Source organism: Streptomyces sp. NPDC034099 (genome assembly GCF_055575415.1).
This window is the reverse complement of record NZ_JBVISR010000023.1, coordinates 53,840-66,220: the sequence shown is the minus strand read 5'-3', so window position 1 is coordinate 66,220 and position 12,381 is coordinate 53,840. Positions and strand designations below refer to the sequence as shown.

Annotated in this window: 7 protein-coding genes; 3 read left to right on the top strand and 4 right to left on the bottom strand. The window is 74.0% G+C overall.

The features are described from left to right. Positions 1 to 363: 363 nt before the first annotated feature. Positions 364 to 912, bottom strand: a complete 549-nt coding sequence (locus ACZ56V_RS37625; RefSeq protein ID WP_123625118.1) for a MarR family winged helix-turn-helix transcriptional regulator — start codon at positions 910 to 912, stop codon at positions 364 to 366. A 146-nt stretch (positions 913 to 1,058) separates the two neighbouring features. Here ACZ56V_RS37625 and ACZ56V_RS37620 point away from each other — a divergent pair, with 146 nt between their 5' ends. Continuing rightward, entirely contained in the window at positions 1,059 to 2,336 is a 1,278-nt protein-coding gene (locus ACZ56V_RS37620) for an MFS transporter (RefSeq protein WP_398918924.1), read from the top strand. A gap of 48 nt (positions 2,337 to 2,384) precedes the next feature. Here the strand turns inward: ACZ56V_RS37620 and ACZ56V_RS37615 are convergent, their stop codons facing one another. Both ACZ56V_RS37615 and ACZ56V_RS37610 read right to left on the bottom strand, forming a co-directional pair. Next, positions 2,385 to 4,064: an ATP-binding SpoIIE family protein phosphatase gene (locus ACZ56V_RS37615; RefSeq protein WP_467378500.1), complete on the bottom strand. Its 1,680-nt coding sequence runs from the start codon at positions 4,062 to 4,064 to the stop codon at positions 2,385 to 2,387. A 182-nt stretch (positions 4,065 to 4,246) separates the two neighbouring features. Continuing rightward, positions 4,247 to 5,626, bottom strand: a complete 1,380-nt coding sequence (locus ACZ56V_RS37610) for an NAD(P)/FAD-dependent oxidoreductase (RefSeq protein ID WP_468948173.1) — start codon at positions 5,624 to 5,626, stop codon at positions 4,247 to 4,249. 373 nt (positions 5,627 to 5,999) lie between these two features. Here ACZ56V_RS37610 and ACZ56V_RS37605 point away from each other — a divergent pair, with 373 nt between their 5' ends. Together ACZ56V_RS37605 and ACZ56V_RS37600 are read left to right on the top strand one after the other, a co-directional pair. After that, positions 6,000 to 6,821 (top strand): TetR/AcrR family transcriptional regulator, encoded by an 822-nt coding sequence (locus ACZ56V_RS37605; RefSeq protein ID WP_467378501.1) that lies wholly within the window; start codon positions 6,000 to 6,002, stop codon positions 6,819 to 6,821. Positions 6,822 to 7,006: 185 nt separating this feature from the next. Beyond that, the gene (locus ACZ56V_RS37600; protein ID WP_468948171.1) at positions 7,007 to 9,034 is read left to right on the top strand and encodes a sigma-70 family RNA polymerase sigma factor; all 2,028 of its coding nucleotides are present in this window, start codon (positions 7,007 to 7,009) and stop codon (positions 9,032 to 9,034) included. Here ACZ56V_RS37600 and ACZ56V_RS37595 read toward each other — a convergent pair. After that, complete coding sequence (locus ACZ56V_RS37595) at positions 9,021 to 12,323, bottom strand: BTAD domain-containing putative transcriptional regulator (RefSeq protein WP_468948169.1); 3,303 nt, start codon at positions 12,321 to 12,323, stop codon at positions 9,021 to 9,023. The genes ACZ56V_RS37600 and ACZ56V_RS37595 overlap by 14 nt on opposite strands. Between the last annotated feature and the right edge of the window lie 58 nt (positions 12,324 to 12,381).

Here is a 12,381-nt window from a genome sequence, read left to right as displayed (position 1 = left end):
ATCAGATCTTTCCGACCCGATTTCCTCGGTGCTTTCCAGGTTCCCGCTTTCGCGTTTCCCTTTCCGGCGGTTCCGACTCTATCAGACCCTTTCGGTCCTGATTCCCCGTCAGAGGGGGCTGTCTTCCCGGCTGTTGGGCCGTTCCGACGTCTCAAACTTTAGCGGACTCTCTCCGCGATTCTCAAATCGCGGTCGGAATTGAATTCGGGCACGCCGAAATCGATCCCGCTGGGAGGTCGTGCTGGTGGTTTGGTTGCCGCTGCTGCGGCGGGAGGTGCTACCGCAGAACCGTTACGGTCCCGTGGCAACCCGAAGAACCCTACGGATCCCGCAGGGGACTGTCAAGCATCCCTGTCAAGATCTTTAATCGAGGTCGCTGAGCCGGCCACCGGCGTCCGGCTGCGCGTGCTCCACCCTGCGCAGGAGCCTGGTGAGCACCTCGCCTAGCGCGGTGCGGTCGTCGGCGGAGAGGTCCTGGAGCAGGTCCTCCTCGAAGACCGTGGCGAGGCGCATGGCCTCCAGCCACTTCTCGCGCCCCTCCGCCGTGAGCGCCACGATCACCCGGACCCGGTTGGTCTCGTCACGCTCCCGGGTGACCAGGCCCTCCGTCACCATGCGGTCGATGCGGTGGGTCATCGCGGCCGGTGTGAGGCCGAGGCGCTTGGCGAGGTCGCCGGGGCCGAGGCGGTAGGGGGCGCCGGAGAGCACGAGGGCCTTCAGCACCTCCCAGTCCGTGTTGCTGATGCCCAGCTCGGCGGTCTGCCGGCCGTACGCGACGTTCATACGGCGGTTGAGGCGGGAGAGCGCCGAGACGATCTTCTCGACCTGCGGGTCGAGGTCCTGGAACTCGCGCTGGTAGGCGGCGATCTGCTCTTCGAGTGTCGGCTCGCCGGCGCCGGAGGTGTCGCCCATGGCCGCAGTATGGCACGCGGCTCCTTTGCTTTGAAGTCCTTCGGTATGTACTCTTTACCTTCGAACTTTAACTTCTAAGTCTTCAGCTCTAACGGCTGGAGCGATCGATCCCGAGAGATCAAGAGAGGGTGAACGTGACCAGGGCAATGGGCGCGGCGATGCGCCGGATTCACGTGGGCAACGCACTCAGCGCGTTCGGACTCGGCTTCACGGTCCCCTACCTGTACGTCTATGTGGCGCAGGTACGGGGACTGGGTTCCGTCACGGCGGGCCTCGTGCTCGCCGTCTTCGCCGTGGCCGCGCTGATCGTGCTGCCGTTCGCCGGGCGGGCCATCGTCCGGCGCGGCCCGCTGCCGGTACTGCTGGTCGCCCTGGTCACCGCCGCGCTGGGTGCGCTGAGCCTGGGGCTGTCCGCCTCCGCGGTCACGGTGCTGCTGTCCGCCGCCGCGCTCGGGGCGGGCCAGGCCGTGATGCAGCCCGCGCTCGCGACGATGATCGTGGACTGCTCCACGACGGAGACCCGGTCGCGGGCGTTCGCCACGCAGTTCTTCCTGCAGAACCTGGGGCTCGGCGTCGGCGGGCTCATCGGGGGTCACCTGGTCGACACCACGAGTGCGTCGTCCTTCACGCTGCTGTTCGCCATCGAGGCGGCGATGTTCCTGGTGCTGGTCGCCGTCATGGCGACGGTGCGGGCGCCGCGCGCGCCCCGGATCGAGGGGGCGCCGGGACACACCGGCGGCGGGAGCTGGAAGCAGCTGCTCGGCAACCGGGCCATGGTGCAGCTGTGCGTGCTGGGCTTCGTGCTGTTCTTCGCCTGCTACGGGCAGTTCGAGTCGGGGCTGAGCGCCTACGGCGTCGAGGCGGCCGGGATCTCCACCTCCGCACTGGGGACCGCGCTGGCGGCGAACACGCTGATGATCGTGGTCGCGCAGTTCGCGGTGCTGAAGTTCGTGGAGCGGCGCAAGCGCTCGCGCGTGATCGCGTCCGTGGGGCTGATCTGGGCCGTGGCGTGGGCCGTGGCCGGGTACGCCGGACTGGGACACGGCAGTCAGACGATGGCCACGGCCGCGTTCATCTCGACGTACGCGCTGTTCGGGCTGGGTGAGGCGATGCTGTCGCCGACGCTGGCGCCGCTGGTGGCGGATCTGGCGCCGACCGGGCTCGCCGGGCAGTACAACTCCGCCTTCGCCCTGGTGAAGCAGCTCGCGCTGGCGATCGGTCCCGCGGTGGGCGGGCCGCTCGGGGCCTCGCTGCACGCGCCGTACATCGTGGCGTTCCTGTTGTTCTCGCTGGGCATCACGGTGCTGGCGGTGCGGCTGGGGCGGCAGCTCACGGACGTACAGAACCAGCCGTCGCTGGCCAGGAGCCGGGTGGTCACGCAGGGCGGGGCGCCGGCCGACGCGGTGGTCGTCGCGGAGGCGTGAGCGGACCGGCAGCCGGGGGCCGGGGTTCCCTCCGCCTCCGGCGCCGGGTCACGGCTTGTGCAGGACGAACTCGCACCACACCGCCTTGCCGCCGCCCGGGGTGCGCCGGGACCCCCAGTTGGAGGCGATCGTCGCGACGATGGCGATGCCCCGGCCGGACTCGTCCCCCGGCTCCGCGCGGCGGCGTCTGGGCAGGTGGTCGTCGCCGTCGGTCACCTCGATGATCAGGCGGCGGTCGGTGCGGCGCAGGCGCAGCCGCATCGGCGGGGTGCCGTGCTGGAGGGAGTTGGCGACCAGTTCGCTGGTGGCCAGGACGCCGAGGTCGTGCAGGTCGGTGGGGAAGCGCCAGCTGGTGAGGACGCCGGAGGCGAAGGCACGCGCGCGTGGGGCCGCCTCCACCCCGCCGAGCAGTTCCAGGGCGGCGTTGCGGAACAGCTCGGCCTCGGCTCCCCCGCGGGCGGGGTGCTGGAGGACCAGGACGGCGACGTCGTCGTCGTGGTCCGGGGTGACGCCCGCCGAGCGGATCAGGCGGTCGCAGACCACCTGGGGGGTGCCGCCGGCGCCGGACAGGGCGCGCTCCAGGGCGGCGATGCCCTCGTCGAGGTCCTCGTCGCGGCGTTCGACCAGGCCGTCGGTGTAGAGGACGGCCGTGGAACCGGGGGGCAGGCCGATCGAACCGGACGTGTGGATCCAGCCGCCCGTGCCGAGCGGCGGGCCGGTGGGTTCGTCGGCGCGCTGGACGGTGCCTTCCTCGTCGCGGACCAGGATGGGCAGGTGGCCGGCGGACGCGTAGACCAGCCGGCCCTCGTTGGGGTCGTGGATGGCGTAGACGCAGGTGGCGATCTGGTTGGCGTCGATCTCGGCGGCGAGGCCGTCGAGGAGCTGGAGCACCTCGTGCGGGGGCAGGTCGAGGCGGGCGTAGGCCCTGACCGCCGTGCGGAGCTGGCCCATGACGGCCGCCGCGCGGACGCCTCTTCCCATGACGTCGCCGATGACCAGGGCGGTGCGGCCGCCGCCGAGGGTGATCACGTCGTACCAGTCGCCGCCGACCGCGGCCTCGGTGCCGCCGGGGTGGTAGGTGGCGGCGACACGCAGGTCGTCGGGCTCCTCCAGTTTCTGCGGGAGGAGGGAGCGCTGGAGGGTGACGGCGGTTTCGCGCTGGCTGCGTTCGCTCGCGCGGAGGCGTCCGGCGGCCTCCGCGTGGTCGGTGACGTCGGTGGCGAATACCAGGACACCGCGGCCGCCCCGGCCGCCGTCGCTCCCGGTCCCGGTGTCGGTCTCGGCGACCGGGGTGCAGGTGAAGGTGTAGGAGCGGCCGTCGGGGGCCTTGCGGGACTTGAGGGTGCGGGGCCTGCCGCTGCGCTGGACCTGGTCCAGGAGCGGGAAGAGGCCCGGCTCGTCCAGCTCGGGGAGGGCCTCGCGGGCGCGGGCGCCGAGGTCGCGCACGCCGAAGGCGGCGACGTAGGCGTCGTTGACGTAGGCGAGGCGGTGCTCGGGGCCGCGGAGGAGGGCGACGAGGGCCGGGACGCGGTCGAGGACGTCGCGTACGGGCAGTTCGTCGACGCCGGGCACCTCGGGGGCGGGCGGGGCCTCGTCGGTGAGCTGCTCGGCGCGGGCGGCGGGTACGGAGCCGTCTGCCCGCCGGTCCGGGGAGAGGGCCGTGTCGGTCCGCGCGGCGGCGCGGCGCTGTGTTCCGGGGAGTCGGGCGCTCCAGCGCGTGAAGTTCACGAATCCTTGCCTCGTGTAGTTGTCGGCGGCCGGGGACCGGGACGGGCCGGGGGCGGCCCGGGCCCCGGGGGCCGCGCTGGGGCGAGCGGCGGCGCGCCCGCGTGGTGGACCAGTCTGGCAGGGTGCCCGCCCGGCCGACATCCGTCAGACGCCCCAGTGGCCGGGGGAGTTCCTGAGACCGGTCAGGACGACCCCTTCGGGTTGTGCGGGGGCTCCTGGGAAGGCTTTCCACCGGCCGCGAGTTCGAACTCCGCCCGCGGATGTTCGAGTGAACCCAGGGAGACGATCTCCCGTTTGAAGAGTCCGGCGATGACCCATTCGGCGAGGACGCGCGCCTTGCGGTTGACGGTGGGGACGCGGCTGAGGTGGTAGGCGCGGTGCATCAACCACGCGGGGTAGCCCTTGAGCTTGCGCCCGTAGACGTGCGCGACGCCCTTGTGGAAGCCGAGGGAGGCGACGGAGCCGGCGTACGTGTGCGCGTACGTGTCGAGGGGCTCGCCGCGCAGGGCGTGGGTGACGTTGTCGCCGAGGACCTTGGCCTGGCGGACGGCGTGCTGGGCGTTGGGGGCGCATTCCCGGCCGGGTTCGGGCGCGGTGACGTCGGGGACGGCGGCGGCGTCTCCGGCCGCCCACGCGTGCGGGGCGCCGTCGACCGACAGCTGGGCGGTGCAGGTGAGCCGGCCGCGGTCGTCGAGGGGGAGGTCGGTGGCGGCGAGGACCGGGTGCGGTTTGACGCCGGCCGTCCAGACGACCGTGCGGGTGGGGAAGCGGGAGCCGTCGCTGAGGACGGCCACGCGGTCGGCGCAGGACTCGAGGCGGGTGTCCAGGCGTACGTCGATGTTGCGGCGGCGCAGTTCGGTGACGGTGTAGCGGCCCAGCTCCTCGCCGACCTCGGGCAGGATGCGGCCGGACGCCTCGACGAGGATCCACTTCATGTCCTCGGGGGTGACGTTGTGGTAGTACCGCGCGGCGTAGCGGGCCATGTCCTCCAGCTCGCCGAGGGCCTCCACGCCCGCGTAGCCGCCGCCGACGAAGACGAAGGTGAGGGCGGCGTCGCGGAGGGCGGGGTCGCGGGTGGAGGAGGCGATGTCCAGCTGTTCGAGGACGTGGTTGCGCAGGCCGATGGCCTCCTCGACGGTCTTGAACCCCACGCCGTGGTCGGCGAGTCCGGGCACGGGCAGGGTGCGCGAGACGGAGCCGGGGGCGAGGACGAGTTCGTCGTACGTGATCCGGCGGGCGCCCGTCCGCTCCTCGTCGGTGGCGAGGGTGGTGACCGTGGCGGTGCGGGTCGTGTGGTCGATGGACTCGGCCTCGCCGACGACGACGTCGCACTGGCCGAGGACGCGCCGCAGGGGCACGACGACGTGCCGCGGGGAGATGGAACCGGCCGCCGCCTCGGGGAGGAACGGCTGATACGTCATGTAAGGGTCGGGGGTGACGACCGTGATCTCGGCCTCGCCCCGCCGCAGTTCGCCCTTGAGGTTCCGTTGCAGCCGCAGGGCCGTGTACATCCCGACGTAGCCACCACCGACAACGAGAATGCGCGCACGTTCCTTCACCATCCCATGACGCACCCGGCGCTTGCGTTTGTCCACAGGCTCGTCAATTTGTGTGACCGGAGATCGTCCGGGCGCCGAGCCGGGCGCATCGCCGTGGTGCGGGGTGATCACGCAGGTCAGCATGGGTGAGTACGGGGTCGGAGGGCAGCACATTCGGGGCGTATGCGATCCGTGCGCCGATCGGGGGGCGCTCCGTGCGGAACGTGCCCCTTCTGAATTGACCCCCGCTCAACTATGTTCTTTCCGACGGTGTGCAGGGGGATGTGCCATGGGGTCCGCGACGGGCGGGCCGCGCAACCGGGCCCGTTCCACGCGCTCCGGCTTTCGATGGCGGGGAGTGTCTCCGGGGGGAGACGTCATTACCGGGGGATTGTCTATGCATGTGCAGGATTCTCATTGGTCGTCCGCGTCGGCCGTCGCGCCCGGCGGTGCGATGAACCCGGCGGCGGGCGGCGCACGCGGCGACGCGGCACGGAACGCGCCCTTGCGCGTGGACGCCCAGCGCAATCTGGAGCACGTGTTGCGCGCGGCGCGGGAGGTGTTCGGCGAGCTGGGGTACGGCGCGCCGATGGAGGACGTGGCGCGGCGCGCGCGGGTCGGTGTCGGCACGGTGTACCGGCGTTTTCCCAGCAAGGACGTGCTGGTGCGCCGGATAGCCGAGGAGGAGACGGCGCGGCTGACCGACCAGGCGCGCACGGCGCTCGGGCAGGAGGACGAGCCGTGGTCGGCGCTGTCCCGCTTCCTGCGGACGTCGGTGGCCTCGGGCGCCGGCCGGCTGCTGCCGCCGCAGGTGCTGCGGGTCGGGGTGCCGGACGACACCGACGGCGGTGCCGGCGGTGCCGGTGGTGCGGCGGCCGGTGACGCGCGGGTGCCGCAGCAGCGGATACAGCCGGGCACCGGCGAGCTGCGCCTGGTGCCCGAGGAGGCCGCCAGGTCCGGGGCGTCGACCGGTGTCGCGGGTTCCGTCGTGGGTTCCGTGGTGGGCGACGACGGGGCCGCGGCGCTCCTGGAGGTCGTGGGCCGGCTCGTGGAGCGGGCGCGGACGGCGGGTGAGCTGCGGCCGGACGTGTCGGTGTCGGACGTACTGCTGGTGATAGCCACGGCGGCGCCCTCGCTGCCCGACCCGGCCCAGCAGGCGGCGGCTTCGGCCCGGCTGCTGGACATCCTGCTGGAGGGGCTGCGGTCACGGCCGGCGTGAGGCGGCGGCGGAGCCGTCGGGCGGCCGCTTCATCCTTACCCCGAACGGCTGAGCGTCATTACCACCGCACGGCAAGTCCCCACAGACGAGTGATGGTCGGCACAGGGGGGTCCTGAACAAAAGCCAATATGGCACGCTGACCCGGTGTTCGGACGGGCTGGGCAGGTTGGCGGGGGCTTTCCGCGATGAGCGTTGACGGGCGGGACGGGGCACTCGGCGGTGACGGGGCGAACGGCCCCGGTGACGTCGGGCCGGGCGACACCCGGGACGGGGACGCGCCGCAGGTGCCGGGCCAGGGCGGCCCGGCCCACGGCCGGCGGGCCGGTGGCCCTCAGAAGGGCTACCGGCCGGGCGAGGACGGTGGCCGCGAGGGCACTGTCGAGGACGGGGACCGTGCGGGGACCGGCGTTCCGGCGCAGCGCGAGCTGCACGAGGACAGCGTTCTGCCGCCGCCGCGGGAGCTGCACGACGGTGGCGTCCTGCCTCCGCCGCGGGAGCTTCCGGTGTCCGACGCGGAGCTGATCGAGCGGATGCGCTCGGGCGACGACACGGCCTACGAGGAGCTGTACCGGCGCCACGCGGACGCGGTGCGCCGGTACGCGCGCACCTGCTGCCGCGACGCCCACACCGCGGACGACCTCACCGCCGAGGTGTTCGCCCGCATGCTCCAGGCGGTGCGCGGCGGTTCGGGGCCCGAGTACGCCGTGCGCGCCTACCTGCTCACCGCGGTCCGGCGCGTCGCCGCCGGCTGGACCAGGTCGGCCGGACGGGAGCAACTCGTCGAGGACTTCGCGGTGTTCGCCGCGCGGGCCGCGCACACCACGAAGGCGGACGACGACACCCTGGAGCTGGGCGCCGACGTCCGCGCCATGCACGAGGCCGAGCAGTCGATGGCCATGCGGGCCTTCCGTTCGCTGCCGGAACGGTGGCAGGCCGTGCTGTGGCACACCGAGGTCGAGGACGAGTCGCCGAGCGAGGTGGCCGTGCTCTTCGGGCTGGACGCCAACGGCACCCGCGTCCTCGCCAGCCGCGCCCGCGAGGGGCTGAAGCAGGCCTACCTCCAGGCCCATGTCAGCGACGCCCTCGCCACCGACGAGGAGTGCGCCCGCTACGCCGACCAGCTCGGCACCTACGCGCGCGGCAGGCTGCGCATCCGGGCCGAACGCGGGCTGCGCAAGCACCTGGACGAGTGCGCCAGGTGCCGGCTGGCCGCGACGCAGATCGAGGAGGTCGCCAGCGGCATTCCCGCCGTGGTGCCCGTCGCGGTCATCGGCTGGTTCGGTGCCGCCGGGTATGCGAAGGCGGCGGGCCTCATCGCCGGGGGCGCGGGCGCCGGTGCGGCGGGTGCCGCGGCCGCGGCGAGCGGCGGCGGCTCCGGCGGAGCGGGCGCCGGGGGCGGCGCGGCGGCCTCCGAGGGGCTGGGCGCGCCGGTGAAGGCCGGTATCGCGGCCGGCGTGGTCGCGGTGGCCGCCGCGGCGGCGCTGGCCCTCGCGCTGGCCGGCAACGACGCCCCGGACAAGGAGCCGCCGAAGGCCGCCCCGCCCGCCTCGTCACCGGTGGCACAGCCCGCCCCGGACACCCCCACGCCCTCGACAGACCCGCCCCGCCCACCCGCGCCGGTGGCAGCGCCCAAGCCGAAACCGACCCCGAAGCCGACCCCCACACCCACTCCCGAGCCCACCCCGAAACCGAAGCCGAAGCCGACCCCCACACCCACCCCGACCCCCACTCCCACCGCAACCCCAACCCCGACACCACCGCCGCCGCCACCGCCCGCCCCGACCGTCTACCAGTGGAGCGAGCTGGCGTACGACGTGAGCGGCGACGGCACCGGCCCCGAGATGCGGCTGGCCGGAAGCAGCTGGGTGTGGCAGCGCTCCGCCCTGACGATCGACGACGTGTCGTACCCGCACGGCGTCACCGTCCACGGACGCTCCTCGGTCACCATCGACCTCAACCGCGCGTGCTCGTCCTACGACGCCCTCGCCGGCATCGACGACCTGACGATGAAGCTGGGCAAGGTCCACTTCTCGGTGTACGCCGACGGCGTCCGGCTGTGGAACTCGGGGATGGTCAAGGGTGGGGACCCTGCGGTGCCGGTCCACCTGGACATCACGGGGCGCGAGACGCTGCGGCTGGTGACCGAGCCGCACAGCCCCTTCGACACGGTGGCCCTCGCGGACTGGGCCCAGTCCCGCTTCACCTGCGCGTAGGGGCCTGCGGGACCGGCTGCCCCACCACCGCCGCCAGCTCCCCGATGACGTCGCGGGGCGTGAGGACGGCCCCCTCGGCCAGTTCCACGGCGTACCGCTCACCGCCGAGGGCGGCGCGGGCGGCGGCCTCGGCGCGCTCGGCGTGCGCGCGGTCCGGCATGGGGCGCGGGCGGTCGCCGCGCCAATGGCCCGCGGCCCCGAGCAGCCGTACCGCACGGGCCTGGTCGCCGAGGTCGCTCAGCAGGCCCGCCGCGCTGTCCACGAGGGTCGCGACGACCAGGTCGGCGCACCGCTCCTCGACGGCCGTCCGGATGGTGCCCGCCAGCAGCGACAAGGCCTCCCCCGGACCGGACTCGCCCGCCGTCACGAGCGCGTCCACCAGGCCCAGCATGGCCAGGAACTGCGGTGGCGGCGTGCCACGCAGGCACTCCTCGCGGGCGGCCTCCCACAGGAGGCGCGCCCGCGCGAAGTCCTCCTCCACCACCGCGAGCCCGGCCCGCAGCATCAGGACGAAGGCCTTGGAGTCCACGACGCCGTACCGGTCCGCCGCGGCGCCGGCCTCGTCGAGTACGCCGAGTGCCGTGCCGTGGTCCCCCTCGCGGTAGGCGATCTCGGCGAGCCGGGCGATGAGGAACGGCGCCTCCGCGAAGGCGCCCACCTCCTCGGCGAGCCGCAGGGCCTCCTCGTACTCGGCCCGGGCCTCCTCGTAGCGGCCGCGCACCATGGCGGCCTCGCCGAAGGCGCTGCACACCTGGGCCTCCACCAGACGGTCGCCGACGCGGCGGCTGAGCACGCGCATCTCCGCGAGGTCGTCGTCGATGCCGACCGGGGTGCCCGAGAGGTCGACCACCGCGTGGGTGCGGAACATGAGGCTCGCGGCGATCTCCCACTCGCCCCCGTACACACGGCAGTTGGCGACGGAGGCGTCCATGGAGCCGCGGACGTCGCCCGAGTCGCTGACGAAGAACTCGGTCAGCGGCCACACGAGACCGGGCACCCGGGCCGCTTCGGGGCCGCCCGCGGCGAAGTGGTCCCGCACCCGCCGGACGTACCGCCGCATGCGCTCGTCCAGCAGCCCCTCCCTCGGCGCGGTCTCGAAGGTGAGGAGGATGTGCATCATCCGCACGTGCATGCGCAGGGAGCCGAGCGGGTGCGGCGGGCCGTCCTCAGGCAGGGCCAGCAGCGCGTCGACGGGGTCCGCGGCAGCCGTACGGCGGGCGAGGACGTCCGGCGCCGGCACCCGGCCGTCCCCCGCGTCCAGGGCGGCTCCGAGGCGCAGCACCCGGTCCAGCCATCTGACGCCCTCGTGGCGGTAGTTGCGCAGCCACCAGAACCACCCCATGGCGAGCGCGAGGGCGGCGGCCTCCGGCTCCTCGCCCGCGGTGAGCGAGCGGTCGAGGGCCGCGCGGATGTTGTCGTGCTCGGTCTCCAGGCGGGAGATGTACGGCAGTTGCCCGGCCGAGCGCAGCCGCGGGTCGGCCTCCTCGGCCAGGGCGCGGGCCCACGCGCGGTGGGCCCGTTCGGCGGCGGCGCGCAGCCCGGGGACCTCGGCGGCGCGTTCCTCGGCGTACTCGTGGATGGTCTCCAGCATGCGGTAGCGCATGCCGGCGCCGTCGGCGCCCGGGTCGGCGACGACCAGGGACTTGTCGACGAGGGCCCCGACGAGCTCCGCCGCGGGCCCGGTGGTCACGGCCTCCGCGGCCGCGAGGTCCCAGCCGCCCGCGAAGACGGACAGCTCGCGCAGCATCGTGCGTTCCGCCTCGTCGAGGAGGTCCCAGGACCAGTCGACGACCGCGCGGAGGGTCTGCTGGCGGGGCAGGACGGTACGGCTGCCCGAGGTGAGCAGGCGGAAGCGGTCGTCGAGCCGGTCGGCGATCTCCCGCGGGGTGAGCAGCCGCAGCCGGGCGGCCGCCAGTTCGATGGCCAGCGGCAGGCCGTCGAGGCGCCGGCAGATCTCGGCGACCGCCTCCTCGTCACGCAGGGCCGCGTCCGCGTCGGGGCGTACGGCGCTCGCGCGCGCGGTGAACAGGCGCCGCGCCTGCTCGGGGGTGAGCGGCTCGACCGGGCGGACCGACTCGCCGGGCACGCCCAGGGGTTCCCGGCTGGTGGCGAGGACGGTGAGGCCCGGACAGCGGGTCAGCAGGGTCTCGGCGAGCCGGGCCGCCGCGCCGATGACGTGTTCGCAGTTGTCGAGGACCAGGAGCAGGCTGCGCGGGGCGCAGTACTCGACGAGCAGGGCGACGGGGTCGTCCTGCACGGTGGGCCGGTCTCCGGTCATCAGCACGGTCTCGCGCAGCCCGAGGGCGTTGACGACCGCGCCGGGCACGGCCTCCGGGCGGTCGAGCGGGGCGAGTTCGACCAGCCACGCCTGGTCGAGCCCGGCGGCGGCCTGCTCGGCGAGGCGGGTCTTCCCGGACCCGCCCGGTCCGGTGAGGGTGACGAGGCGGGCCGCACGCAGTTCGGAGCGGATGGCGTCGAGTTCGCGTTCCCGTCCCACGAAGGTGGTCAGCCGGGGCCTGATGTTGCCGCGGCGGCCGTCGGGAGCCCGCTCGGGTGCCTGGGAGGTGGTCACCGCGCCCTGGGCGCCGAGCAGTTCGGCGTGCAGGGCGCGCAGCCGGGGGCCGGGTTCGGTGCCGAGGCCTTCGGCGAGGGTGCGGCGGGTGCGCTCGTAGGCGGCCAGGGCGTCGGCGTCGCGGCCGGTGGCGCGCAGGGCGCCGATGAGGAGGGCGTGCAGCGGTTCGTCGTACGGGTGGGCGGCGGTCAGTTCGCGCAGCCGCGGTACGGCGTCGTGGGCGTCGCCCAGGCGCAGCCCTGCCTCGATCCGGGTGCGGGTCGCCTCCAGGTGCAGGGCCTCGGGGCCGGCGGCATGTCCGGGGAGGTCGGCGAGGGCGGGGCCGCGCCAGAGGGCGAGTGCCTCGTCCAGGTGCCGGGCGGCGGTCGAGGCGTCGCCGCGTCCGAGGGCGGTGGTGCCTTGGTGGACGAGGCGCTCGAAGACGAACAGGTCGACGTCGTCGCGGGTCGCCGCGAGCCGGTAACCGCCGGGGGCGGAGTCGACGGCCTCCTTGCCGACGGTACGGCGGAGGCGGCCGACCAGGGCCTGGAGGGCGGCGGGGGCGTCCTGCGGCGGGTCGTCCTCCGCCCAGACCTCGTCGATCAGGGTGGCGGGCGTGACGACGTCACCGGGGCGGAGGGCGAGGGCGGTGAGCAGCGCGCGCAGGCGGGGGCCGCCGGGGTTCGCGACGGTGCCGTGGTCCTCCGTCTGGGTGACGCCCAGGATTCTGTACCGCACGGGGCCATTGTCGCCGTAGCGGTGGGGTGGGGGCACCCGGCGCGGGGGCGATCAGTGA

Coding starts and splice junctions, on each gene's coding strand:
- ACZ56V_RS37625 (WP_123625118.1), bottom strand. CDS start 912: ATGGGCGACACCTCCGGCGCCGGCGAGCCGACACTCGAAGAGCAGATC.
- ACZ56V_RS37620 (WP_398918924.1), top strand. CDS start 1,059: ATGGGCGCGGCGATGCGCCGGATTCACGTGGGCAACGCACTCAGCGCG.
- ACZ56V_RS37610 (WP_468948173.1), bottom strand. CDS start 5,626: ATGGTGAAGGAACGTGCGCGCATTCTCGTTGTCGGTGGTGGCTACGTC.
- ACZ56V_RS37605 (WP_467378501.1), top strand. CDS start 6,000: ATGCATGTGCAGGATTCTCATTGGTCGTCCGCGTCGGCCGTCGCGCCC.
- ACZ56V_RS37600 (WP_468948171.1), top strand. CDS start 7,007: ATGAGCGTTGACGGGCGGGACGGGGCACTCGGCGGTGACGGGGCGAAC.